Here is a 26,721-nt window from a genome sequence, read left to right on the forward strand (position 1 = left end):
ACGGCACGAATACATGGCTAATCGGCTGGAGAAAATGACCAGCGGCTACTGGTAGAAAGCGTTGGTGAGTGTTGGTCGCACTACTTCACCGGGGCCACGCCCTGGGTGGTCTGCACGATGGGCTTGATGGTGCCATCCGGGTTGTAGTACATATAGTCCACGCACACGGAGCGGCGGAAATTGCCGCCGGTGGGCAGGGAGCCGTTGTGATAGAAAAAGTAGCTTTTGCCCTTGTAGTCGACGATGCCGGGGTGCGTGGTGCCGCTGTTGGGCACGTTGCCCTGGATGATGCCCTGGTAGGTCCACGGCCCGGTGGCGGTGGGCGCCGTGCAGTACTCTATCATTTCGGGCTTGGTGCCGGCGCTGGCGTACACCAGGTAATAGAGCTTCTTGCGCTTGTACACCCAAGGGCCTTCGATGTAGTTTTTGGGCTTGAAGACGGTGATGGGGCTGGCCACCTCGGTCATGTTGTCCTTGAGCTTCACCCAGCGGCAGCTGCCGTTGCCCCAGTACAGGTAGGCCTGCTTGTCGTCGTCAATGAACACCGTGGGGTCGATGTCGTCCCAGCCGTGCTTCTGGTCCAAGGTCATGTCGTTTGAAATCAGCGGCTTGCCGATGGCGTCCTTGAACGGCCCGGTGGGCCGGTCCGCCACGGCCACCCCAATGGCCGCGCCCCGGTTGCCGACCTTGTTATTGGGGTCGGCGTTGCGCTGAAACGTGGCCACAAACCAGTAGAACTTGCCGTTGCGGTACACGCACTGCGCCGCGTAGGCATCGCCGGTGGCCCAGGCAAAGCTCTTGACGGAGAGGCGCGTGCCGTAGTCTTTCCAGTGCTTCATGTCGGTGGTGGAGTACACGCGCCAGTCGGGCATCTTGTAGTTCGTTTCGCTCACCGAAGCCGTATCGTGGCCGGTGTAGAGAAACAGCGTGTCGTGGTACACCAGCGGCGCCGGGTCGGCCGTGAATACGTCGCGGATGATGGGGTTTTGCGCCCGCGCAGGCAGGAAGGCCCCAAGGGCGAGCAGGGCGGCGAGTAAGGTATTTTTCATTAGGTGGGATGGGTTAGGAAGAGCAAGTGCGGAGGCGGCCTAAAACAGCTTCTGGGCAAACAGGTACAAATCGTGCCGCCACACGGGCCAGGTGTGGCCGCCGGGGTACTCGCTGTAGGCGTACTTGATGCCTAGCTCGTCCATCTTGGCCCGCATCACCTTGTTGTTGGCGTAGGCAATGTCTTCGGGCCCGCCCATCGAGAGCCACAGCTGCTTGAGGTTGGTGTTAATGGTGCCGGCATTGGCTTTCATGAAAGCGTACTGCGGGTCCGACAGGGCCGTGTTGTTGGCAAAAAAGCCCGAGCTGAACACCCCGAGGTACTGGAACAGGTCGGTATTTTTCATGCCCGCATAAAGCGTTTGCAGGCCGCCCATCGACAGGCCGGCCAGGGCTCGGTTGTTGGCGCCGGGAGCTACGCGGTAGCTGGTTTCTACCACCGACAGCACGGTTTGCTTCAGCTCGTCCTCGAAGCGCTTCAGCGTGGGCTCGCCGAAGCCGGCCAGACCGCCGGAGCCGCCCATGTTGCCATCCAGCATCACCACGAGCATGGGCCTGGCCTTTTTATCGGCAATGAGGTTGTCCAGAATCAGGTTGGTTTTGCCCTGCTTGGCCCAGCCAGTTTCGTCTTCGCCGCCGCCGTGCAGCAGGTACAGCACCGGGTACTTGGTGGCGGCGTTGGCGTCGTAGCCCGGCGGCGTATACACGAAAAACCGGCGCCACGAATTGGTCACTTTCGAGTAGAACCGCCGCTCGCGCACCTCGCCGTGGGGCACGTCGCGCACGGCATAATAGCCCGTGCCGCGGCCGGGAACCTCGATGCCACTGGCCATGCGCCCCATGCCGTAGAAGGTGTCGCTGGCGGGGTCGGCAATGGGCAGGCCGTCGAGCAGCAGCGAATAGTAGTGCAGGCCGCGGCTCAGCGTGTCGGTGGTCACGGTCCAGGTGCCGGTGCTGTCCTTCACCATGTCGTATTTGCGGCCCAGGTCCAGTTGCGCCTTTTGCACGCCGGGCGCTTTGAGGCGGAACACGGCGCGGTTGTCGGGCAGAATCTGCGGGTACTTGGCGTTGCGCACGTTGGTGGCGGCCGGCGTGCCCAGCACGGTATAAGTAGGCAGCGCGGACACGTCCACGGGCTTGAATAGCTGCTGAGAAAACATGTACAGCCCGTTTTTCCAGACCTTGAAATCGTGCCCACCCGCTTCGAGGTAGTACACGTGCGGCACGTTGTTCTGGTAGAGGTAGTCGTGGGTGCGCTGGCTGACGGCCAGCAGGCCGTCCTGGTCGCCGCACGAAATCCAGAGCAGTTTGAGCAGCTTTTTGGCCTTGGCCGGGTCGGGCACCAGCTGCTCGGGCTGCTTGGTATTGGGGGCCGACGAAAAGCCGCCCACCCAGGCAAACTTATCTAGGTTGCCCAGCCCGAAGTTCAGCGACTGCCCCCCGCCCATCGACAGCCCGGCCAGCGCCCGGTTTTCGCGGTTGGTGAGGGCTGGGAAGTGCTTTTCGACGTAGGGAATAAGGTCGGTGAGCAGGTCTTTTTCGAAGTTGGCAAATGCGGCAACCTTGTCCGGCCCGTATATATTGCCCACGGCGCGGTCGTCCTTCATAGCGCGGCCGTTGGGCATCACCACCAGCATGGGCTTCAGCTTGCCGGCTGCGTACAGATTATCCAAAATCACCTGCGGGCGCCCGCCTTTCAGCCATTCCTTCTCATCGCCGCCGATGCCGTGCAGCAGGTACAGCACCGGGTACTTCTTCTTTTTGGAGTAGCCCGGCGGCGTGTACACCAGCGCCTTACGCACCGTTCCCACGGTTTTCGAATCGTAGCTGATGCTGTCAATCCGGCCGGTCGCAATGCCCGCCGTGGGCTTGTCGAAACCCTTGGGTGCTTCCATCTCCGGCTTCTGGGCGAAGGTATTGTTTGCCAAGGCGAAGCTCAGCAGGATTGCAGAGGCGTTTCGGACGGTAGCAGATATATTCATCGGCTGATTAGCAGAAAGTGACTGCCAGCATGACGTGCGGCAGCCAATAGTGAGGTGTTGGGTGACGAAAGCAATTAGGTGCTAAGGCTGCACCACGAAGCCGCCGCGGGCCGGCAGCGTCAGGCTCAGCGTTTTGCCGCCCGCCGCCCGGGTGCTGAAGCTGCGGTTGGTGGCGCCGTCGGTGATGAGGGTGCCGCCGGCCAGATTGAGCTTGCTCAAGTCGAGCTGCAGGGTTTTGGGTGCATCTGTAGCGTTGATGCCGGCCAGGTACCACTTGCCGTTGGGCGCCTGGCGGGCCAGCACCGCGTATTCGCCGGGGAAGCCCGCCACGAACCGAACATCAGCCCAGCGCGGCGGCAGCTTTTTCACGAAATCCTGCACGTAGGCGGGCTGCGCGGCCATGCCCTCGGGCACCTCGGCGTAGTGCTGAATGCCCGACTGAAACAGCACTGCCAGCGCCAGCTCAAAGGCGTTGGAGGTGCGGCGCTCCTTGCCTCGAATCTCCGAAAAGGCCATAGGCGTGAAGTCCATGGGCCCCACGGCGTTGCGGGTGAAAGGCAGCGTGGCGCAGTGCGTGGCTTCCTGGTCGGTGTTGCGCTGGTCGAAGGTCAGGAACTCGAAGCCCTTCACGGCCTCCATCGTCATCAGGTTGGGGTAGGTGCGGTTCCAGCCCCGCGGCAGGGTGGCGCCGTGGAAGTTCACCAGCAGCCCGGCCTGGGCGGCGTCGGTCATGAGGTCCTGGTAGTAGTTCATAAACGACTGCCCGTCCCCGCCGAAAAAATCAATTTTCACGCCCGCCACGCCCATCTGCTTGATGCGGGCAAACTCCTTGCGGCGGCTCTCGGCGTCGAACAGCACCTTGGTGGGCGTTTGGGGGGCTTGGTTCCAGCTGCCGTTGGAGTTGTACCACACCAGCAGGCCCACGTTTTTGGAGCGGGCGTACTGCGCCAGTTCGGCCACCTTCTCGTAGCCAATTTGCGTGTCCCACAGCGCATCCACCAAGCAGTAGCGCCAGCCCATGGCGGCCGAGTAGTCAATGAAGCGACGCTGCACGTCGTAGGTCGTGTTCTTGTCCCCCATCAGCACCCACGACCACGACGACTTGCCGGGCGCGTCCATGTTCACGGGCGTGGTAGCGGGCGCGCTCAGGTCGGTGGTCAGCGTCGATTCTATGATGGGTGCCAGCGAGCTACCCAGCACCACCACGCGCCAGGGTGAGCGCCAGGGCAGGCGGCTTTCGGGCAGCAGCGGCGAGTCGGGCGTAGTCCGCTCGGGCGCTTGCGGGAAGGCCACGGTATAGTTGGCATCGGGCGACTCATGGGCCAGGTGGCTGCCGCAGTAGCTGCGGCCCATGCCCGCCTCCGTCAGCAGCACCCAGCGCCCCCCGGCTTCAAACAACGCCGGAAAAGACCACCCCTGCCCGATTGTGGACGGCGTGCCCGCCGCGATGCCGCGCTGGTAATTCTCCTCGTACGAGGGCTGGGTGTTGGCAAAGCCGGTCTGGGCCTTGGCGTGCGGGTGCAGCCAGCCTTTGGCGTCGGCCGGCAGGTGGAAGCTGGTTTGCTCCGCCGTGATGCGCTGCACCTCAGTGCCTTTCCCTTCGATGAGGTACTGAAACGCCACCCCGTCGTTCGACACCTGAAACACCACGCTCAGCGTGGGTGCCCCGGCCGGGCCGGCGAAGTGTACCACGCGGCGGTTGGCCCGGTAGCGGCAGTTTGCCCGCTTGTCGGTGGCCAGTTGGTAGTCGTCGGCCACGGCCGTCACCTTGTCGGCGCTGGCCAGCTTGAGGCCCTGCGACAGGTCAGCGCTGGTCAGCTGCAGGCCCAGACGCGAGGGGCGCAGCAGCTCGGCGGCGCGGTAGCGCACGGCGTAGGTGGGCCGGCCCTGGCCGTCCACGTCCACGCTCACCTGCACGTCCCCGTCAGGGCTGCCGACCACTACGGGCCCGGCGGCGTGAGAAATGGAAGCGGCCAGCATTAGGGTGCAAAAAAGGAAAGAGAAGCGCATGAAAATCGGTGAAAGGAAAGCGAAGTGAAGTAGCTCCGAGAAGGCCTTATTTCTTGTACATGGGGTCGTTGCCCTCGTATTTCAGCCACTTGAAAGAGGCCGTGTTGGTGGTGGGCTGGCCCGAGGATGTGGCGTACATCCCGAACGTGCAGCCGATGAAGCCGCCCGCCACCTGCGTGCTCAAGAACTTGCCATCTACTTGGTCTTTGAGCGTGGTCCAGGCCTTGCCATTCTCCGAGAACTGAAAGCTGTACTTATCGGCTTGGGCCTGAATGCGCAGTTGCACGCCGCCCGTGGCCGACTTCAGCGGCGCCTGGGCCAGCAGCTCCGGCTGCTTCACATCGGCGGTGCTTTTGAACAACTGGAGCATGGGCTTGCCGCCGTCCACCGACTTGCAGAGGTAGTAGAAATGCTTCTCGTCTTGGAAGATGGCCAGGCCGGCCTTCTCATTCGCCGCTTTCGGCGCGAAGGTTAGCTCGGTTTCGGCGGTGCAGTAGAGGTGCTGTTGGCGCTTGCCGATGAAGGACGGGTTGCCGTTTTCGGCGCAGGTTTCGGGCTTGAGTTTCAGGGTGAGGCCTTTGGCCTTGCTCAGCGAGAAGCTGGCGCTGTCCACGGTGCGCAGAAACAGCAGCGCCGGGTCCAACTGCTTTTCGAAGGTGAGGGTGTAGCCGAAGTTGCCGCTCTGGGGCCGCGCGCCGGGCTGCTTCACCTCGGGGAAGTTGGCTTTGTAGCTGTACTGCACGCCGTTGGGGCCGGGGTTCATCACCGGCCACTCGTCTTTCCAGTCCACGGGCACGATGAAGGTTTCGCGGCCGGTGTTGTAGAAATTGTCTTCGTAGGGCCGCACAGCCAGGAAAATGGCGTAGGTCTTGCCATCGGGCCCTTCCACAAACTGGGCGTGCCCGGCCGAGGTGATGGGGTCTTTGCGGTCCTTCGGCAGCTCACGCTGCGAGAGGATGGGGTTCTTCTCGTAGGGCACGAACGGGCCCAGCGCCGCCTTGCTGCGGAACACCACCTCCGTGTGGTTCACCGAGGTACCGCCCTCGGCCGCGTAGAGGTAGTACCAGTCGCCCCGCTTCATCAGGTGCGGACCTTCTATCCAGACCGGCTTTTTGCTCAGGTCCACGCCCCCGTTCACCACGATTTTCGCCTCGCCCACGGTTTGCAGCGTCTGCGGGTTCAGCTCGATGATTTTGATGGAGCGGTGGCCGTCGTAGAGCGGCTTGTTGTCGGGCGGGTCGCTGTTGTAGATGACGTAGGCCTTGTCGCCCTCGAAATACAGGGAAGGGTCGATGCCGCGCACCTGCGGCAGGAAGGTGGGGTCGCTCCACGGCCCGGCGGGGTTCTTGGCCGTCACCACAAAGTTGCCCTTGTGGTCAATCTGCGTGCAGGTGACGTAGTACGTGCCGTTGTGGTACTCGATGGCGGGCGCAAACAGGCCCCGCGTCATCCGGTCGCCCATAAAGTTCATCTGCGAGGGCCGGCTGATGACGTTGCCCACCTGCTTCCAGTTTTTCAGGTCGCGGCTGTGCATCACGGGGATGCCCGGGTAATAGGAAAACGTGGAATTAACCAGATAATAATCCGGCCCCACCTTCACGATGCTAGGGTCCGGATAAAAGCCGCTGAGGATGGGATTTACCAACTCAATCGATTGTGCAAATGCACCCGAAAAAGGCAGCAGCGCGAGTGCCGTGGGCAGAATTGCTTGCAGTAGCTTGGATTTCATGCGGAGAAGAAAAATGCTTTTCTAAGTGTTTCTATTGGTTTTTGAGTCAGTGCGAATTTGCCCGAGCCAGCAAGGGCGGCGCTATTTCAGCAGCCGCACATCGTACACGCCGCCCGCCGTGGACTCCGCGCCTGCTTGGAATCTCACAGTAAGCGCCGTGGGCGCGTTGGGCTGCCGGAAGACTTCGGGCAGAGCGTATTCCACGTCGTAAAAATCACCGCTCTCATTGCCGGCCAGCTGCACCTGCGCCAGGGGCCGGCCATTCACCAGTATACTGAACTGCCGGTTCTTGTCGCCGCCCGCGTAGGTCACGCGGAGGGTGCGGGCGTTGCGTTTCGGGTTGCGCAGGTCGTAGCTGAACCAGCCTTTGGCGTGCCGCCAGTGCCGGTCGCGGTGGGTGCCGGTTTCGGTTTGTTCGCCCCGGAAGCCGTGGTCGGACTCGGGCTGCTGCTCGCCGGGCGTCACCTGGTCCACGGTGCGGGCTTCGAGGGCCCGTTTTTCCGCGTCTTTGCGGCGCAGCTCCTCCTTGCGGGCCAGCAGGCCGGCGGGCGTTGTCACGGGCCAGTACACCATGTAGCGGGCGTCGTGAATCTGGTAAAACGGCACCAGCTGCACGTTGCGGTACTTCTCAGAATCAATTAGCCCGGCGGCCGTAAAGGTGAGTGGCCGGCCCGCCACGGGCTTCACGCCCTCGGCCACATTGGCGCTGGCCGACACAAGCACAGGCGCTTCCTCAATGGGATAAAGCTTACCGCTGGGCACGTGCGACATTCGCGCGCCGTCGGCCCGCAGGCCTTTCAAATCGGTGCTGTCCGTGACGGCGGCCAGCACCACCGGGCCGTGAACGAATGACACCCAGGAGGATTTGTCGGGCATATACTCGGCCGTGGTGGTCATGGGCAGGGCCACTGTCACCACGTCGCCCGAGCGCCACTTGCGGCTCAGCGTGACGTAGCCCGGCCCGGCCGCGCTGGTGGCTGCTGGCTGGCCATTCACCTGCACCTGCAGCTGGCCTGCCGGCACCCATTTTGGTTGCCGGATGCTGAGCGCAAAGGTGCGTGGCTTTTTCAGGCTCAGCTTCAACTGCGTGCGCTCCTCGTTGGGAAAGGTCGTTTCCTGCGTCAGGGTCAGCCCCTGCTCGGCCCAGGTGAGCGTAGAGGGCATGAACAGGTTCACAAGCAGCTCCTGCGTCCCGCGATGCGCGTACACCAACTCGCCGTATTTGCCGTGGTTTTCCAGGCCCGAGCCCACGCAGCACCAGAAGCCTTCCTGCGGCTGCGAATACACGCGGTAGTGCCGGGGCCGCATGGGCGTGAAATAGACAAAGCCCCCCTGCCCCGGGTGCTGGCTCGACAGAATGTGGTTGTAAGTCGCTCGCTCGTAGTAGTCCAGGTATTTCGTCTCACCGCCGGCCAGATACAGCTCCTTGCTGAGCTTGAGCATGTTGTAAGTGTTGCAGGTCTCCGGCCCCTCGGTGCTTTCCAGCATGGAAGTGAAATTGCTGGCCGGGTTGAAGTGCTCGCTCACGCTGTTGCCCCCAATGGAAACCGTTCGGTTCTCCACCACCGTCTTCCAGAAAAAAGCGGCGGCCCCGCCCCAGGTCGGGTCGCCACCTACTTCGGCCACCCGCTCGAAACCGATGACTTTCGGAATCTGGGTGTTGGCGTGCATGCCGTTTAGCGCGTCCTTGCCGGCCAGCAGGGGCTGCAGAACGGCCTGGTGCGAGAAGCGCTGGGCCAGCGTCAGGTATTTTCGGTCGTGGGTGAGGTCGGCTACGTCAGCGAATATCTCGTTCAGGCCGCCGTGCTCGCTGCGCATCATGTCCTGCAGCTGCGCATCGCTGATGTTAGCCGTCATGTCCAAAAACCAGTCGGTCAGCTTGATAAGCATGCCGCGGGCCTTGGCATTGCCGGCTACGGCGTAGGCGTCGCGCAGGCCGGCGAAGGTTTTGTGCAGGTTGTAGAGCGGTACCCATTTGTTGTTCAGCCCGAAGCTGTTGGCCTTGATGTTACCGGCTTTCACCTCCGCCCACATGGCCGGGCCATCGGGCACGCCACCCAGGTAGCCATTGGCGCTTTTTTGCTGGCAAGCGTCCAGCTGGTCAATCATGTAATTGAGGCGCTGCTGCACCTGCGCATCGCCGGTGGCGGCGTACATGTAAGCCAAGGCCGAGAGGTAGTGGCCGCCCATGTGGCCATCGAGGCCCGTGTTTTCCCAGTTGCCATAGCGCTCGGCTTTGGGCGGCAGGCCCGCCGAGGCCAGATAGGGGGCCAGCAGCCGGTCGGGGTTTAGCGCCAGCAGGTAGGCCAGGTCCGTCTGCTGGGCCTCGCGGAACGGGCTGGCCAACAGGCGCACATCAGAGACGGGGAAGCTTTGCAGCTTCGCCCCCTGCCCCGAGACCAATGTGGGCAGTGTTGAGAGCGTTAAAAGCAGGAATTTCCCTTTGTTCGTCAACATCGTTTGCATGAAGTGCTTGCTCAAAACCTAACGTTGCCCCACGCTGCCTTTCCCATTTTTAGGCTCGGCAGCACTGGTGGCATTGGCGGGCGGGCCCAGGTAGGTGACGGGCAGTTCGCCCGCACTCACCACCAGCTTTTCGAGCACCACGCCGGGGTCCACGCGCCAGAACTTTAGCGTGTGCGCGCCGGCCGCGGCCACGTTGTGCTGCGAGGTTTTCAGGTTGATGCTGTTGGCCACGATACGCTCCCAGGACCGGTTGCCTTCGCCAGACTTCATGCCCGTGTGCAGATTGATGATTTGCGGCGCTTCGTCATCCAGCGACACGGCGTAGCGAAGGCCGGTGGTGTTAGTGAAGTCGAGGGTCGGGGCCAGGTAGGCGCTCACCGTCACGGGACCGGCCTGGGCCAGATTGATGCGGTACTCCAGGTGCGGGCTGTTGCCGCCCGGGGTCTCAGTGGGCGCCACCGTCGTGGGGTAGGTACTCACGGCGCCCAGCGTGCGGCCTAGGTCGGGCAGGCGCTGCCAGCTCAAGGGGCCGGCGTTCACGGCCTTGGTGTACTGCTCCGCCTCCAGCGACACATAGGCGCCAGCGGCGGGCGCGGCCGGAGCGGCAGTGGCCATCGGCACGGCGCCGGCGGGCAGCGTCACCACCTGCGGCAAGATGTCCGCCTTCTCGTCGTGCCAGGAGGTGTAGCCGATGTGCATCTGGTCCATCATATGGTTCCATTTGCCGCCGGCCAGGGCGTGGTAACGGTTTTTGATTTCGGCGTCTTTGGCGAATAGCGCTTGGGCTTTCTCCGCCAGCGCGTTGGTGTTCGACTGGTTGGTTTTGGCGGCCTCGCGGTTCTGCGCCACGGTGTAGTACAGCTCGTTGAGGTTGGCGCAGGCCTGCACGGGGTGCAGCACCAGCTCGTAGAAGGCGTCGCGGTCAGCCGCGGGTAGCTGCTGGTTGATGGCCTCGGCGCGGGTTAGCAGCTGGTTGTAGTCGGTTACTACTTTGGCCCACTCGCCGGTGGCCAGGCTGTAAGTATTGGCATCAAGCAGCTCGGGTTTGCGGCGGCCGTTGTACTTGGCGTACTTAGCCAGAATGTCGGCAATATCGGCCGCGTGTTTCGGGCCAAACTGCTGGCTGGCCCAGCGTTGCGTATATGCCGCCACCTGGTCGGCCTTGATTTTATCCGGGTTCCAGGCGTAGTCGAGGAAGAACGAGATGGGCAATTCCATGGGCTTGAGGTCGCCTACGTTCACAATCCAAATCTGCTTCACGCCGTGCTCGTAGGCCAGGTGCATCTGCTCCCGCACGCGCGGCAGCGGGTTGGTATTCAGCCAGCGGTAGCTGCGCGGGCCGCCCACGTAGTCGAAGTGGTAGTAGATACCGTAGCCGCCCCGGCGGGGCGCATCGCCGGGCTTGGGCAGCTTGCGCAGGTTGCCCCAGTTGTCGTCGCAGAGCAGCAGGGTCATGTCATCGGGCACGCGCATGCCCTTGTCGTAGTAGTCCTGCACTTCTTTATAGAGCGCCCAGAGCTGGGGCGTCTGGTCGGCGGGCTTATGGGTTTCCTCGGCCAGAATTTTCCGTTGGTCAGCCACTATTTTTTCGAGCAGGGCAATGTTGCTGCCCTCGCTCATGGGCTCGTCGCCGTCGCCGCGCATGGCCATGGTCACGATGCTTTCCTTAGTGCCCATGTTGCGGATGCCCTGGCGCCAGAAACGGCGCAGGGTGGTGTCGTTGGTCTGGTAGTTCCAGGGGCCGTGGCCGTAGCGCTTCCACTCCTGCTGGGCGCGCTGCATGGGCTCGTGGTGCGAGGTGCCCATCACGATGCCGTATTCATCGGCCAGCACCGGGCTCAGCTTGTCGTCGTCGTTGAAGGCGTTGCCCCACATAGCGGGCCACAGGTAGTTGCCCTTGAGCCGCAAAATCAGCTCAAACACGTGCACGTACATCTTGGAATTGATGCCGCCGAACTTCTCCTTGCTCCAGCCCGTGAGTGCGGGCGCCTCGTCGTTCAGGAAAATGCCGCGGTATTTCACCGCCGGTTCGCCCAGTGTGTGTCGCGCGACCGGAATGCGCAGCGTCGTCTGCGGCTTCACCGGCACATCGGCCCACCAGTACCAGGGCGATACCCCAATCTGCTGCGAGAGGTCGTAGATGCCGTAAATGGTGCCGCGCTTGTCGCTGCCGGCAATCACCAGCGCCTGCTTCACGCCGGGCATGGGGTCCGTCACCACCTGCCGCACGAAGGTTTCCCACTTGCCCGCCACGCCGGCGGTGCTGAGCTTGCCGGCCTTCACCAGCCCATCAATCAGCGGGCTTTTGCCGATGGTGCCGACGAGCACGACTTCCGCCCCGGCCGGCTTTTCGGTGCTGAAGCGGGGCGAAATTTTCGTCACGCGCTCCACGTCGGCCTGCAGGTCTTTGGCGGCGCGCAGTACGCCCGGCCAGTCGCTGGCGTTGGCGTAGATGGGCGCCGTTTTGCCGGCAGCGGCCAGGGTGAAATCACCATTGCTCTTGGTAGCCGGTGCGGTGGCCTTGCCTACAGTTTGAGCCTGTGAACTGATAATGGTGAACAATACCACTAAAGGCAGAAGGAATAGGCGGAAGGATATGGTTTTCATAGAAATGCCGTAATGATGTAGCGTGGACTCTGCGAGTCCGCGCATACCAGAATGTTCGCCAGAGCGCGGACTCGCGGAGTCCACGCTACCTTCCCTCTATTTCGCGGCCTGCAGCACCGCCTGCACTGCCGGCTTCGGCTGGAAATTGCGGTCGAACAGCAAGGGGTAGCTCGTGCGGCCCCGGATGGGCCAGTCGTTTAGCCAGGAGTCTGCATCCGTCACGCCCCAGAGCGTAATTCGGTCGATAACGTCGCGGTGCTTGTGAAACAGCGCAAACAGGTCGGCATAGCGCTTGGTCAACTTTTGCTGCACCGAATCGGGCAGGCCTGTGGTGTACACGTTGTATTTTGGGTCGGCCCCGAAAGTCTCGGCGATGTCGGCGCCTTGGCGGCGGCTCGGGTTCGGCAATACGTCGATGTCCAGCTCAGTGAAATTGACGTGTACGCCCAGCTTCGAGAAGGCCACGATGCTGGCTTCCACCTGGTCAATGGTTGGCTTGGTGAGGCCGTAATGGCCCTGCATCCCAATGGCCGTTACCTTGATGCCTTTGGCCTGCAGGCTCTTCACCAGCTTGATGACACCGGCCCGCTTTTCGGGGCGGTAGAGGCTGTAGTCATTGTAGTAAAGCTCGGCTTTGGGGTCGGCCTTGTGGGCGTACTCAAAGGCTTTGGCGGCAAAGTCTTCGCCCAGGATTTCCAGCCACTTGGTTTTACGCAGGTCGCCCTGCTGGTCGTCAATGGCTTCGTTCACCACGTCCCAACCGGCGATTTTGCCCTTGTAGCGGCCCACCACGGTGTTGATGTGCTCCTCCAGGCGCTTGAGCAGCAGTTCGCGGCTGGCAGGCTTGCCGGCGCCGTCCTCAAACACCCACTTCGGGGTTTGCTGGTGCCACATCAAGGTGTGGCCGATGGTGAACATCTTGTTTGCCTGTCCAAAGGCCACGTAGTCGTCGGCGGGCTTGAAGTTGTACTGGTCGGGCTGCGGGTGCACGGCTTCCCACTTCAGCAGGTTCTCGGGGCTGATGGTATTGAACTGCTGCTTCACCAAGGCGGTAGTCTTGGCGTCGCGGCCGCTCGTCACGCGGTAGCTGAGGGCCGCCCCCACGTAGAAGTCTTTCTTGAAGGCGTCCTTCAAAGGCACTTCAGACTTTTGCACGAAGCCAAGGCCAATGCCCGCTAGCGCGCTGTAGATAAAAAACTTCTGAGCTTTCATAGCAGGATGTATTGCAAAAGGGTCGAGCGTCCAGCGCTGCCCCGCTTTTTCTAAGTTGGTTGCCAGCCCAACTACCGACTTGCGTAGTTGTCCGACGCCAGCAATGGCGTCAATTAGGGGCCTGTCTTTCCGCAGCAGCCAACGACTCCTACGCTCCTAAAAAGAGGAATTGGACCCTGCCAGCGGACATCAAATGTGTTTGTGTGGCGGGCGCACTGCGCCCTATGCGGACTGATAGCAACTCTATCGAGCCCGCCAGAAGTCGAGGAAATAAGTCTCCCCAGTGTTTTAATATGAGAACCCGCAGGCGACCTATGGAACGCCTCCCGAGCAAACGGAGAGGCGTTTCGGCAGCCGGATAACTTATCCGTTTCGCACTGGCGGCCCGCTCACCTCAGGCCGACATGCTTACCAAAACGCCTCTTGAACTTGCGTGCCTGTTGCAGCAGACCGCAAGCCTCCGCTTACTCAAAACCAAAAACTTCCCTGGCCAGCCGTCTCACTGTTCCCACCATTTCAGCGGCTGGCCAGTTCCGTTTTTTGTATTAGATGTACTGGTTGATAATAGCTTCCAGCCACTCCTGCTTACCGCTGCGGGGCGTGGGCTCGCCCGATTTGTGGGCAATGGTGCGCAGGTCTTCCAGCGTCAATTGGCCGGCGGCGAAAGCCTTGCCTTCACCCGAATCGAACGAGGCGTAACGGTCCTTGCGGAACTTGCGGTAGGGCGACTTCTCCAGGATGTCGTTGGCGATGACGAGCGAGCGGGCGAAGGCATCCATGCCGGCGATGTGGGCAATGAAAATATCTTCCAGGTCGGTCGAGTTGCGGCGGGTTTTGGCGTCGAAGTTGATGCCGCCCTGGGTGATGCCGCCGGCCTCCAGGATGATGAGCATGCTCTCGGTCAGCTCGTTGAGGTTGTTGGGGAACTGGTCGGTGTCCCAGCCGTTCTGGTAGTCGCCGCGGTTGGCGTCCATGCTGCCCAGCATGCCGGCGTCGGCAGCTACCTGCAGCTCGTGCTGGAAGGTGTGGCCGGCCAGGGTGGCGTGGTTCACCTCCAGGTTCAGCTGGAAGTCGTCCTGCAGGCCGTGCCCCTTCAGGAAACCAATGACGGTGGCGGCGTCGAAGTCGTATTGGTGCTTGGTGGGCTCGGCCGGCTTGGGCTCGATGAAGAACTTCCCGGTGAAGCCCTGCTTACGAGCATAATCGCGGGCCATGGTCAGGAAGCGGGCCATGTGCTCCTGCTCGCGTTTCATGTCGGTGTTCAGCAGGGTCATGTAGCCCTCGCGGCCGCCCCAGAACACGTAGTTCTCGCCGCCCAGCGCGATAGTCGCATCAATGGCATTGAGGACCTGCGTGCCGGCGTGGGCCACCACCTGGAAATCGGGGTTGGTGCTGGCGCCATTCATGTAGCGCGGGTTCGAAAATACGTTGGCCGTGCCCCAGAGCAGCTTCACGCCGCTTTCCTGCTGGTGCTGCTTCACGTAGTCCACGATGGTAGCGAGGTTGCGCTCGTACTCGGCCAGGGAGTTGCCTTCGTCCACCAGGTCGATGTCGTGGAAGCAGTAGTAGGGCGTGCCGAGCTTGGTAAAGAACTCAAACGCAGCGTCGGCCTTGTCCTTGGCGCGGCCGATGATTTCGTGGTGCGAGTCCCAGGCAAAGTTCTTGGTGCCGGGGCCGAACGGGTCGCCACCGGTGCCGGTGAAGGTGTGCCAGTAGGCCGTGGCGAAGCGCAGGTGCTCCTTCATGGTCTTGCCGGCCACTACGCGGTTTTCGTCGTACCATTTAAAGGACAGCGGGTTGTCCGACTCGCGGCCTTCGAACCGGATGGTGTCGATACCCGTGAAAAATTCCGTTTTCGAGAGGGTGATGCTAGACATGTGCTAGAGAAATTGGTTGGGGAATGATAGTGGACAAAGCGTCTTGCCAGCGGCCATAGGCCGCCTGGTACTGTTCGCGGAGCTGGTCGGTGGGCTCCACGGTAAGAATGCGTTCGAGGCCGCCGAAGGCTTCGGCCGCGCTGGCGTATACGCCGGCGCCGATGCCGGCGCCGCGCGCTGCTCCCTGGGCCGCGTCGGTGTTGTATAGCTCCAGGGTCACGTCGCCGGCGTTCACGAAGGCCTCGCGGAACACCGGGCTCAGGAACATGTTGGCGTTGCCGGCGCGTACGGTGCGCACCTGCACGCCCATCTGCCGCATGATGTTCATGCCGTAAATCAGGGCGAAGACGATGCCCTCCTGGGCGGCGCGCAACAGGTGGTTTTGCGAGTGCACGTTGAAGTTGAGGCCGCGCAGCTCGGCGTCGGTGGGGCGGTTTTCGAGGATGCGCTCGGCGCCGTTGCCGAAGGGCAGGAACACCAGGCCCTCCGCTCCTATCGGCGCCTGGGCGGCGCGGCGGTTCATCTCGTCGTAGGGCAGCTCGCCCACCATTTTGCGCAGCCAGCTGTTCAGGATGCCCGTGCCGTTCATGCACATCAGCACGCCGTTGCGGGGCTGTTCGGTTGTGTGGTTGACGTGCACGAAGGCGTTCACGCGCGAGGCCGGGTCCGAGGCCGGGGCGTCGGTGATGCCGTAGACCACGCCCGAGGTGCCGGCCGTGGCCGCGATTTCGCCGGGGTTCAGCACGTTGAGGGAGAAGGCGTTGTTGGGCTGGTCGCCGGCCCGGTAGCTGATGGGCGTGCCGGCCGTGAGGCCCAGTTCTTGCGCAGCTTCGGCGCTCAGCTGGCCCTGCACCGAGAAGGTATCCACCACTTCAGGCAGCAGGTCAGCGCTGATGCCGTAGTAGTCGAGCAACTCCTGGGCAATGACCTGTTGCTTGAAATTCCAGAACACGCCTTCCGACAAGCCCGACACGGTGGTTTGCAGCTGGCCGCTCATCTTGAAGGCGATGTAGTCGCCGGGCAGCTGAATCTTGTGGATTTGGGCGTACACCTCCGGCTCGTTCTCGCGCACCCATTTAAGCTTGGAAGCGGTAAAGTTGCCGGGCGAGTTCAGGAAGTTTTCGAGGCAATATTCCTCGCCCATTTCAGCGAAGGCCTGGTTGCCGAGGTCCACGGCGCGGCTGTCGCACCAGATGATGGCCGGGCGCAGCACCTTACCGGCCTCATCCACCAGCACGAGGCCGTGCATCTGGTAGGTGATGCCGATGCCGGCCACCAGCGAGGTATCGAAGCCGTAGCGGGCCTTGAGTTCGGTGGTGGCGTTCACGCATTCCTGCCACCAGCGCTCAGGGCGCTGCTCAGCCCAGTCGGCCTGGGGCACGCTGATTTCCATCTCCTGCTTGGGCGAGGTGACGGCCGCCACGGCCTGGCCGGTGGCAATGTCGAGCAGCGAAACTTTGATAGAAGAGCTACCGATGTCGTAGCCGAGGAGGTATTTCATGGGAATAGGATAAGCAACGCGACTTGCTATAGTCGAACGATAATTACAGCCGGCTGGTAGCGCCGGGCACCTCCGCTTCGGTGGTGAAGGTGGACGCCGGCAGGCCTTCCTTGTTGTACAGGTTCACGCCTTCGGGGTTGTCGGCCCAGGCGTAGCGCACCACGGTGGGGTTGGGCACCTGGTCGCTCCACACCACCACTTTGTTGCCTTCAATCTTAGCCTGGGCCCACACGAATTTCTTGTCGGGCCCGGCGATGGCGAAGCCTTTCAGCTCACCCCCACCCTTCGCCACCAGGCCACTACCGATGCTGCTGAAGCTCAGCGTCACCTTGTTGCCGTTGGTTTGCATGGACTGGTAGAGGGGGCCAGACGAAACCAGTTTACTGTCACCGTAGGCCACTTTTTGGGCGGCCAGGGCCAGGCGATGGCCGGGCGTCTGCTTGTCGAGGGGGTGAATGTCGTTCCACTCGCCGGCGTCCAGAATTACGGCCATGCCGGTGTGGGGCAGGGCCAGCCCGCGGCGCTGCACGTCGCGCACCTGGGCCCATCCGCTTTCCGACGGCTCCTTGCGGGCGGCCATGAAGTTGGGCAGCTGCGCGTAGAGGAACGGCAGGTTGGGCTGCTTGAACTGCTTGCGCCAGTCGACTATCATACCGTTGAACAGGGCCTGGTAGTCGCCGGTGCGGCCGGCATTGCTCTCACCCTGGTACCACAGCACGCCCTTGATGGCGTAGGGCAACACCGGCGCAATCATGCCGTTAAACAAGCCGCCCGGTGTGTATTGAAACGTGGTGGTGCCGGGCGTGGACGGCATGGTGGCGCCCTGCTTGTACTGCCAGGGCCCGCGCAGGTCGATGGTCTGGCCGCCGGCCGAAAGTTCGTATTTCTTATCCATCGTGAAGCCCCCACCGGGCCCACCGTTGCTGATGAGGCGCACCACCACCACATTCTTGCCGGCTTTCAGCACGCCGGGCTTCACATCGTATTTGCGGGGCGGGTACTGGTAGCCGGTGCTGCCCACCAGCTGGCCGTTGATGTAGGTGGAGTCGGCGTCGACGAGCGTGCCCAGCTCCAAGCGGGCGGGCTGGCCCACCATGGCGGCAGGCACATCCACTTCTTTGCGGAACCACACCACGCCGTTCACGGCCCCCAACGGGGTTTGTTTGCTCCAGAAGCCAGGCACCGACATGGTGGGCCAGCTGCTGGCGTCGTAGTCGGGCGCCGACCATTTCTGCTGGCCCCGGGCCTCTCCCTGGTCGGTTTTATACAGGGTTTGGTACCAGTTGGCCACCGCGGCGCCCTCGTGCTGCCGGATGCCGAGCACCACCGTGCTGTCTTTGTACTTGGCGAGCTGCTGCTCGTAGTTGGGGAATTGTTTCAGGCCGTCGGCGCTCAGCCAGGCCTCGGCCGGCGAGCCGCCCACGGCGTCTTTAATGATGCCTACCGGCACCTGATACTTGGCGTTGATTTCCATGGCGAAGAAGTAGGCCACGGCCGAAAACTTCAGCACTGTTTGCGGGTCGGCCGCTATCCACTTGCCACCCGTCAGGTCCTGCTGGGGGCGCTGGAAGTTGTAGGTCAGCGGCACTTCGTACTGACGAATCTTGGGGTTGGCGGCTTGGGCCACCACGTCGGGGTACTTGTCGCGCAGGCGGCTCATGGGCGTTTCCATGTTCGACTGGCCCGAACACAGCCACACGTCGCCCACCATGATGTCTTTCACCGCCACCTGGTTGCTGGCCTTGATGTCCATTTCGTACGGGCCGCCCGCTTTCAGGTGAGGCAGCTGAACAGCCCACTTGCCGTCGGCGCCGGTGGTAGCCTTATATGTTTTGCCCAGGAAACTTACCGCCACGGCCTCGCCGGCCTTAGCCCAGCCCCAGATGCGTACGTCAGCCTCGCGCTGCAGCACCATGCCGTCGCTCACAAGGCGCGGCAGGCGCACCTGGGCGGCGGCATTATGGGCGAGGGGCGTGCTCAGCAGCAGTGCAACAGCAAACGCATTAACTTTCATAGACATAGCGACAGAACAGAAGGCGAAAGAGCCAAAACCAGTACCCTCTCATAAATAAGCCCCGGTTTCGAGGCGAAACCGGGGCTTATTTATGAGAGGGTAAAAAGGTTGAAAAGTCTGGCTAATCGTACATCGCTAGCCAGTCTTTTCACTCCTTCCCGGCTAGTTATAGCTGGGGTTTTGGTAAGTCGCTTTCACATCCGGCGATACATCCATCCGGTCGAGCTGCACCTGCGGAATGGGGCGCAGGTAGTGGAAGGGCTGGATGCTGCGCGTCACCGTAGCCGGCGTGTGGTCGCCGTAGGCCGTGCCCGCAATGCGGTAGGTGGTGGCCAGCTCGTTCCACTTCTGCGTGCGCACCAGGTCGAACCAGCGGTAGCCTTCGGCGTAGTACTCGCGCGAACGCTCGGCCAGGATGTAGTTGATGGTGATGGTGGCCGGGGTGGCCGCCATCATGGCCGCGCTGTTGTCCTGCACCTTGGCCACGTTGCCGTTGTTGTCGAAACGCCACTTGCCAGCGCGGGCGCGAATCACGTTAATCAGCTCGCGGGCGCTTTGGTTGGGCTTGGTGGTGGCGCCCTTCACAGCAGCCTCCGCCGCTACGAAGTACAGCTCCGAGAACTTGGCGATGTTGAACGGACGGGTGCTGCCTGCGTTGGGCTGGCCCAGGCCCGTGCCGTTGTCGGTGCGGTAGGGGCCGAGCTTCCAGAGGCCGGGGTACACAATGCGGCTGATGCCGCGGGGCGAAATCACGTAATCGGCCCGGCCGGGCAGCACGCCGGCACCCACGTTGTTTGCACCGGTGCTGCTGGGGTAGGTAATGGCCGTCGCGGGCTCGGAATCCAGGAAGGTCAGGATGGCACTACCCGGGGTCACGGGCAGGTTGTTGGCGTTGTACAGCACCGCGTTTGGTACGTTGGCCTTGGGCCAGTTGCCGCGGTACACGGTGGTAAAGGTGCCGTCGTAGCGCGAGTCGTTCGTCTTGTCAGCAAAGGTGTTTTCCAACACGTCGACGGTGGGCGCCATGCGGTTCCAGGGGCGGCCCAGGTGCTGCTCAGCTTCCCGCTGCACCGACGATATCGGCCCGGAGCCGTCGGGGTTGGCGGCGCTGCGCAGGTTGGTGTAGTTCCAGGTCATCATCCACCCGGCGAAGTTGTCGGGCGAGCCGCCGCTGCCGAAGGTCAGGCTACCGCCGTTGTACAGCTCGCTGCTTTCGGTGTGGTCGGCAAACAGCAGCATCTCCGGGTTGCGGTCGTTGGTGGCCACGTTCACGTCGTAGTAGGTGGCCTGCAACTTGAACGGGCCCGGGTCGGCAATGGCGGCCGTGGCCACGTCATACGCCTGCTGGTAGTAGTACTGGGCGGTGCGGCCGGCCGGGTCGGTGCGCGGCGCAGCCGGGTAGGTAGGAATGTTGTTCGGGTTTTCGAGCCACCAGGCGTAGGTGAGGTAGGCCTTGGCCAGGTACAGGCGGGCGGCCGTTTTGGTGGCGCCACCAATTACCCGCGGGGCCGCCGGCAAGTCGTTGATGGCTTGCAGCAAGTCCGGGAATACGGCTTTGGTGTACACCTCGGGCACCGTGTTGCGCGTCGAAGTCCGGACGGGGTTGGTGTTGAACTGCAGCTCGCCCGCTCCCAGGTCCAGGGGTACGCCGCCAAAGGTTTGCACCAGCATAAAGTAGTCGAAGGCGCGGAAGAACCGGGCCTCGGCCACCAGAGCCGGCGAAATGCCCACGGCGGTGGCATTCTTGATGATACCGCTGGCCGTGTTGATGTTGGGGAAAGCATTCACCCACAGCACGTCGGCCCGGCTGTTGTTGGCGTTGAGCGCGGCACGGCCCGAGAGGTCCATGGCCAGGAAGTTCTCGTCGGCGTCGCGGCCCCAGGTGGCTTCGTCGGTGCCAGTCTGGGTGGCGTTGTAGTAGTAGGCGTTGCCGTAGATGTAGCGCAAGTGCGCGTACATGGAGGTCAGGCCGCCGTTTACACCGCGTTCGGTGGAGAAGAAGCCGGGCTCATAAATGCTGCGGGGCTCTTCATCCAGCAGTTTCGAGCAGCTGGTGGAAGCCAGCGAAAGAACGGCGGCACCCGCCAATAATTTGATATGCAAAGATTTCATGGGTGGGAATGCTTAGAAAGTGAGGTTGAGGCCCACGATGTAGGTGCGGGTGGCCGGGGCGTTGGTGCCCAGCGTCAGGATGCGGCGCAGGTTCTGGCCCAGGGGCACGGCCGCGTTTTCGTCGCCGAAGGAGTTGGTTTCGGGGTCCATGCCCGACTCTTTCTTGTAGGGCGAGAAGAACACGAAGGGGTTCTGGGCCGTGGCGTAGAGGCGCAGGCGGCTAATGCCGGCATTCCGCAGGAACGCCATGTTGTCGAAATTATAGCCCAGCGAAATGGTGCGCACTTTCAGGTAAGACGCATCAAAGTAGCCCAGCGTCGAGCCGTATTTGGGGTTGTCGCCGCTGGTGATGCCGCCCGGCTTGGGGTACTTGGCGCCGGTGTTGGTGGGCGTCCAGTAGTCCACGGCCACGTTGCCGCGCCGGCCGTTCAGCAGGTTCAGGTAGCCACCCGAACCGTAGATGGTACTGTTGAGCAGGCCGCCGTTCTGGAAGGCACCCACCACCGACAGGTCGAAGCCCTTGTAGGCCACGCGGGTGTTGAAGCCGCCCAGGAAATTGGGGTTCACGTCCAGAATCTGGCGGTCGAGCACGCCAATGGGCCGCTCGGGCGTACCGTCGGGCTTGTAGCCGCCGGTGTATTTCACTTTAATCATACCCACGTTTCCGCCGGGCTCCAGCACGTTCAGATAGGGGTCGTCTTGCTGCCACAGGCCGATTTTCTCGTAGTCGTACACCACGTTGATGGGCTTGCCCACAAACCACCAGTTGCCTTCGTCACGCTGCTGCTCACCGGCCAGCGAGGTAATGCGGTTGCGGTTGGCGTACAGGTTCACGCCCGCTTCCCAGGTCCAGCCGTTGAGGTTTTCCAGAATCACGCCGTTCAGCGACAGCTCAATGCCTTTGTTCTGGGTGGCGCCGATGTTGGCCGTGTAGCTGCTCACGCCCGAGGTGGGAGGCAGCGGCAAGCCGAGCAGCAGGTTTTCGGTGTTGGTGATGTAGTATTCCACCGTACCCGACAGGCGGTTTTTCAGCAAGGCGAAGTCCACGGCGTAGTTCCAGGTCTTCGAGTATTCCCAGCCCAGGGCGGGGTTGGGCAGTTCGGTCACGTACAGGCCCGTCTGGTAGTTGCTGGGGCCGAAGTTATAGGGGCGGGTTTGTAAGCGGCCCAGGGTGGAATAGGGGTTCACCGCCTGGTTCGAGGTAACGCCGTAGCCGGCCCGCAGCTTCAGCATGTTCACGGCCGAAACGCTCTGCATGAAGCCTTCCTTGGCGATGTTCCAGCCCACCGACACGGCCGGGTAGGTGTTCCACTTATGGCCGGGGGCTAGGCGCGAAGAGCCGTCCGAACGAAGCGTAGCCGACAGCAGGTACCGGTCGTCGTAGGAATACATCACGCGGCCCATGTACGACAGCAGCCCGAACTTCGAGTAAATCTGGGCGTTGGGGTCCACCACAATGTCGGTGGCCGCCAGCCCGAGGTTGTAGAACTGGAAAGCGTCGGACGGAATGTCCCGGCCCGTAATCCGCGACTGGTTGTAGATGTTATTCGAGGCCGAATACAAGGCCAACGCGTTGATGTTGTGCTTGCCGCCGAAGGTGCGGTCGTAAGTAAGAATGTTCTCGATGGTGTAGTCGGTGGTCAGGGCATTGCTGACGGCAGCCGAGGAAGGCGTGGTGGCCACGGCGCTGTTGATGCCGGCGCCCGTGTAGCTGCCACCCTGGCTCTGGCGGTAGTTCACGCCCAGGTTCACGCGGTATTTCAGCCCGTCCACGCCCGGCATCTTGAACTCGCCGAACAGGGCGTTGTAGCTGGCAAAGGCCCGCGTCTGGCTCAGCCACTTGTCTTTGTTGGCTTCGATGACGTCCTTGGTGGTCACCCACTGGTCGTCTAGCGGCATTTTAATGACCCGCTTCAGCGACCCGTCCGCGTTGTACGGATTGGCGATGGGCGACGAGGTCAGGGAGCTGTACACACCCACGTTAGAGCCCTCGTTCAGGCTGTAGGTGTTGTTGGTGGTGAAGCCCAAGCGCACGTACTTGCCCACGCCCTGGTCGAGCGTGCCCCGCACCGAGTAGCGGGTGTATTGCTGGGTCGGGATAACGCCCTGCTCCTGGTAGTAGCCTGCGTTGAAATTGTAGCGGCCGTTCTCCGTGCCGCCGTTCAGGCCCACGTTTTGGTTGGTTTGAAAGCCGGTGCGGTACAGCAGCTTCTGCCAGTCGGTGTTGACGTCGTCAGACTCGTCGAGGGTGTTTTTGTAGATGCCCGCGTCCTTGCGCAGCTGCGCAAACTGCTGCCCGTTCATCATGGGGAAGCGCGAGAACAGCGTCTTGGCGCCCACAAAGCCATCGTACACTACCTGGGCCTTCTGCCCTTTCTTGCCGCCTTTGGTGGTCACGAGCACCACGCCGTTGGCCCCGCGCGAGCCATAGATGGCCGTGGCCGAGGCATCCTTCAGAATGTCAACCGAGGCAATGTCGTTGGGGTTGATGTCGCTGATAGCACCCGGGAACGGAATGCCGTCCAGCACAATCAGGGGGTTGTTGTCGGCCGTCAGGGAGCGGGTGCCGCGGATGCGGATTTGCGTGGCCGCGCCGGGCTGCGACGAGGTTTGCGAGAGCTGCACGCCCGGCAGGCGGCCTTGCAGGGCCTGCGTGATGTTGGCCGCGGGCACTTCGCGCAGCGCTTCACCGCTGATGGACGCCACCGAACCCGTCACGGCTTCGGCGCGCTGGGTGCCGTAGCCCACCACCACCACTTCGTCCAGGGCTTTGGTGTCGGTGGTCAGCGTCACGGTGCTCACGGTGGCATCGCGCCCCACCGGCACTTCCTGCGCCAGAAAGCCCACGAACGAGATAACCAGCGTGCTGCCCGGCGCGGCGGCTACCGAGTACTTGCCTTCCACGTCGGTCACGGTGCCCACGGTGGAGCCTTTCACAACCACGTTCACACCAGGAATGCCAGCCCCGTCGGTGCCCAGCACGCGGCCCGACACGGTTTGGGTGGCCTGGGCCTGGGCCACCACCGGTGTTAGCAAGCTGCCTGCCACCGGGAGCCCCGTAGCAAGCAGAAAGGGCCAGCTCAAGCGCAAGGCCGATTTTTGTATGGGTGATTTCATGTTGGTGGGAATTTTGTTGATGATTGGTTTAAAGGTTTTTGAGTGAGTGAATCCGAGAAGTAAGCAGGATTAAAAACCGATGGAGTTGCCGCCGTCCACGGGCAGCGAGGCGCCGGTGATGTAGCGGGCCGCGTCGGAGGCCAGGAACACGGCGGCGTTGCCGATGTCTTCGGGCTGGCCGAACTTGCCCATGGGCGTGCGGCGCATGGCACGGTCGCGGCGGTCGGGGTCCGAATTCATGGCCGTGCGGCTCATGGCCGTTTCGATGAAGCCCGGCGCGATGGCATTCACCCGCACGCCGTGGCCCGAAAACTCCGAAGCCAGCACCTTCACCATGCCCTCCACCGCCGATTTGGAAGCCGCGTAGGCCACCACCCGGTCGATGCCGTAGTAGGCCGCCATCGAAGAAATCATCAAAATTACCCCCTTCTGCCGGGCCACCATGCGCGCAGCGCAGGCGCGGGTGAGGGCAAATACCGAATGCAGGTTGGTGTGCAGAATGCGGTTGAAATCCTCGTCCGTCACTTCCAGCGCGGGCTTTTTGAGGTTGATGCCAGCGTTGTTCACCAAGATGTCGAGCGGGCCATACGTGGCCTCCACCTCGGCCACCAGTGCGTCGATGGCCGACAAATCGGTCACGTCGTTCACGATGTACTCAGCCGACTCGCCGATGGCAGCCACGGCCTCTTGCAGCACCGCCTCCCGCCGCCCCGTGATGACCACCGTGGCCCCGGCCTCGGCCATGCACTGCGCAATGGCCAGCCCAATGCCCGTGCCACCGCCCGTAATCAAGGCCAGCTTGCCGTCGAGCGAAAAGACATCGGCGTGCCGCTGCTGCGCTTCGGTAACGACAGCTTCAGCGTGGCCGTTCTGGCCGTTGGAGGAGAATATACTTTTCATATCGAAGGGAAGGTTTACAGGGCTTGCTTATTTGAGCTGGTAGAGGTTGACCAGCGTCTTGATGTCGGCCAGGGTGCGCGTGGGCGGCGCAAAAGGGGCCGGAATGGGTTGCTTGGAAAATGTCTGGAAGTAGAGCACGCAGGCATCGCGCCACCACAAGGCCTCGCGCCGCTGGATGTCGAGCCGGGCCGTCACATCGGCGTGCAGGGCTGCGTCTACCTGGGGCTTCACGCTGGCCCAGCGCTGCTGCATCCAGGTCACGGAGTCGGCGCCGGTGTAGTAGCGGGTGGCCAGCTCGTTCCAGAGGGTGCGGCCGGTGCTGAGCGGCTGCCGCCAGCCCACGTGGTGGAACCAGAGCAGGTAGTTGAGCGGGCAGGTTTTCGGGTCGCCCCACTGCTGCTGCACGCCGGGCGAGTAGAGGCTGAGGGCGTTGGAGCCGCGAGCGGTGCGGTCGAAGCCCAGGCCCACGGAGTCGGCCTTGTGGTAATACACAGCAGTCCAATCGGGGCGGCCGGCCTCGGCCAGCCAAGGCTCGGGGCCGTAGTGAATGTTCTGGCCCATGATGTGGTGCAAACCCAGCGGCGTGGTGTAGCGCACATAGATATCGCGCGAGCGGTCCATCACGTCCACAATGGTGGCCACGGCCTGGGGCTCGCGGGTCAGGGTCATCCGGGTCCACTCCGTGGCAATGGCTTTCGAAGTCAGCGTGTAGTCCCAGGCCAGGCGGCCGAAGGCGTACCAGTTGGCCTGGCCCATGGGGTGGCCGGTCCAGTTGCGGTCGGAGCCAATGTTGGCCACGCCCGCGATGCCGCTGATGCGGTGCTGGTCGAGGCTGCCGTCCACCACCTTCGCCACCGTAGAGCCGGGGCCCTTGGTTTGCGTGTCCGAATCGAGGCACTCTTTGAACATCGGCGCCAAGTACACCAGGTGCGAGGCGAAGCCGAGATACTCCTGCGTAATCTGAACTTCGAGCACCAGCGGCGTCTTGGGCATGGCCCCAAACAGTGGATGGAAGGGCTCGCGGGCCTGAAAGTCAATCGGGCCGTTTTTCACCTGCACCAGCACTTTGGGCGCAAACGTGCCGTCGAGCGGCTTAAACTCTTCATAAGCCTGCTTGAACCGGTCGGCGCTGCCGGCCTTGTACACGAAAGCGCGCCACATCACAATGCCATCGTGTGCACCGAGGGCCGTGGCCAACATGTTGGCGCCGTCGGCGTGGGTGCGGCCGTAGTCCTGCGGGCCGGGCTCGCCCTCCGAGTTGGCCTTCACCAGAAAGCCGCCAAAATCGGGAATCTCCTTGTAAAGATCGTCCGACTTGGCGGCCCACCACTGCTTCACCTGCGCGTCGAGCGGGTCAGAGGTTTTCAGGCCGCCAATCACCTTGGGCGCCGCCCAGAACACCGATAAGTACACCCGGATGCCGTAGGGCCGCATGACGCCGGCCAGCGCCTTTATCTTTTGAATGTATTCGGCCGTGAGGTAGCGGGCGCTGGCGTTCACGTTGTTGATGGCCACGCCGTTGATGCCGATGGAGGCATTGGCGCGGGCATAGTCGGTATAGCGCGGGTCGAGCAGCTGGGGCAGCTCGTACCATTTCCAGATGCTGCTGCCCGCGTAGCCGCGCTCTACCGTGCCGTTGGGGTTGTCCCAATGGTTGAGCAGGCGGTACTGGATGCGCGGGCTGCTAGTCAGGTTCAGGCCCGCCAGCGGCTGCCCGGTTTGCACCTGCCGCAGCAGCGCATACACACCGTAGAGCACGCCGGCCCCGCTCCTACCCGTCACCACGAGGTTGCGGCCCTGCATCGAGATGCGGTAGCCGTCTTTGCTGGCGGCGCCTCCTGAAATGTTAGCGGAGGGGTCAATTGCGAGCAGAATACCGCGCTTGGCGCCTTCGGCTTTTGCCACCAGCGGTACCGGCTGCCCCAAAAGCCCCTGCAAGCCGCGCTGCAATTCCGCGGCGGCGGTCTTGAGCACCACATCCGAGCCATTGCTGCTGATGAACTGCGCAGCCGCGCGGTACTGCGTGCGCTGCGCGGCGTCGGCCACCAGGTCATACTTCAGCCACAGCCGGTAGCCGTCGTCGGCCCGGCAGAGGGGCGCGGCGCCAACGATTACCAACAAAAGCAGCAGTGACCGGAGCAGCATGG

14 protein-coding genes are annotated in these 26,721 nt (G+C 62.6%); all 14 read right to left on the reverse strand.

The genetic code is table 11. From position 1 onward, the window contains the following. Window positions 1-80: 80 nt before the first annotated feature. The 14 genes from I2I01_RS03825 to I2I01_RS03890 all read right to left on the reverse strand — a co-directional run bounded on the left by I2I01_RS03825 (window position 81) and on the right by I2I01_RS03890 (window position 26,719). The gene (locus tag I2I01_RS03825) at window positions 81-1,049 is read right to left on the reverse strand and encodes a glycoside hydrolase family 43 protein (RefSeq protein WP_196285087.1); all 969 of its coding nucleotides are present in this window, start codon (window positions 1,047-1,049) and stop codon (window positions 81-83) included. 39 nt (window positions 1,050-1,088) lie between these two features. Further along, window positions 1,089-2,942, reverse strand: a complete 1,854-nt coding sequence (locus tag I2I01_RS03830) for an alpha/beta hydrolase-fold protein (protein WP_230678910.1) — start codon at window positions 2,940-2,942, stop codon at window positions 1,089-1,091. 168 nt (window positions 2,943-3,110) lie between these two features. Continuing rightward, window positions 3,111-5,039, reverse strand: a complete 1,929-nt coding sequence (locus I2I01_RS03835) for a glycoside hydrolase family 97 protein (RefSeq protein ID WP_196285089.1) — start codon at window positions 5,037-5,039, stop codon at window positions 3,111-3,113. A 46-nt stretch (window positions 5,040-5,085) separates the two neighbouring features. Further along, on the reverse strand, window positions 5,086-6,768 hold the full coding sequence (locus I2I01_RS03840) for a glycoside hydrolase family 43 protein (protein ID WP_196285090.1): 1,683 nt from the start codon (window positions 6,766-6,768) through the stop codon (window positions 5,086-5,088). An 81-nt stretch (window positions 6,769-6,849) separates the two neighbouring features. Continuing rightward, window positions 6,850-9,171: a glycoside hydrolase family 127 protein gene (locus tag I2I01_RS03845; RefSeq protein ID WP_211537800.1), complete on the reverse strand. Its 2,322-nt coding sequence runs from the start codon at window positions 9,169-9,171 to the stop codon at window positions 6,850-6,852. Window positions 9,172-9,252: 81 nt separating this feature from the next. After that, the gene (locus I2I01_RS03850; protein WP_196285091.1) at window positions 9,253-11,841 is read right to left on the reverse strand and encodes a glycosyl hydrolase 115 family protein; all 2,589 of its coding nucleotides are present in this window, start codon (window positions 11,839-11,841) and stop codon (window positions 9,253-9,255) included. Between the two features lie 96 nt (window positions 11,842-11,937). After that, complete coding sequence (locus I2I01_RS03855) at window positions 11,938-13,053, reverse strand: endo-1,4-beta-xylanase (RefSeq protein WP_196285092.1); 1,116 nt, start codon at window positions 13,051-13,053, stop codon at window positions 11,938-11,940. Window positions 13,054-13,598: 545 nt separating this feature from the next. Next, complete coding sequence (gene xylA, locus I2I01_RS03860; RefSeq protein ID WP_196285093.1) at window positions 13,599-14,930, reverse strand: xylose isomerase; 1,332 nt, start codon at window positions 14,928-14,930, stop codon at window positions 13,599-13,601. Next, window positions 14,923-16,431, reverse strand: a complete 1,509-nt coding sequence (locus tag I2I01_RS03865; protein ID WP_196285094.1) for a xylulokinase — start codon at window positions 16,429-16,431, stop codon at window positions 14,923-14,925. The genes xylA and I2I01_RS03865 overlap by 8 nt, the downstream gene beginning before the upstream one ends. Window positions 16,432-16,474: 43 nt before the next feature. Continuing rightward, window positions 16,475-18,451 carry a sialate O-acetylesterase gene (locus I2I01_RS03870; RefSeq protein ID WP_211537801.1) on the reverse strand — a complete coding sequence of 659 codons (1,977 nt, stop codon included), beginning with the start codon at window positions 18,449-18,451 and terminating at the stop codon, window positions 16,475-16,477. Window positions 18,452-18,607: 156 nt separating this feature from the next. After that, a complete protein-coding gene (locus tag I2I01_RS03875; RefSeq protein WP_196285095.1) occupies window positions 18,608-20,557 on the reverse strand; it encodes a RagB/SusD family nutrient uptake outer membrane protein in 1,950 nt (649 codons plus the stop codon). 12 nt (window positions 20,558-20,569) lie between these two features. Next, window positions 20,570-23,674, reverse strand: coding sequence for a SusC/RagA family TonB-linked outer membrane protein (locus I2I01_RS03880; RefSeq protein ID WP_196285096.1), 3,105 nt, complete (start codon window positions 23,672-23,674; stop codon window positions 20,570-20,572). Between the two features lie 69 nt (window positions 23,675-23,743). Beyond that, window positions 23,744-24,574, reverse strand: a complete 831-nt coding sequence (locus I2I01_RS03885; protein WP_196285097.1) for an SDR family NAD(P)-dependent oxidoreductase — start codon at window positions 24,572-24,574, stop codon at window positions 23,744-23,746. A 27-nt stretch (window positions 24,575-24,601) separates the two neighbouring features. Then, on the reverse strand, window positions 24,602-26,719 hold the full coding sequence (locus tag I2I01_RS03890) for an alpha-glucuronidase family glycosyl hydrolase (protein WP_196285098.1): 2,118 nt from the start codon (window positions 26,717-26,719) through the stop codon (window positions 24,602-24,604). Between the last annotated feature and the right edge of the window lie 2 nt (window positions 26,720-26,721).

The organism is Hymenobacter properus, from assembly GCF_015694735.1.
Taxonomy (GTDB): Bacteria; Bacteroidota; Bacteroidia; order Cytophagales; family Hymenobacteraceae; genus Hymenobacter; species Hymenobacter properus.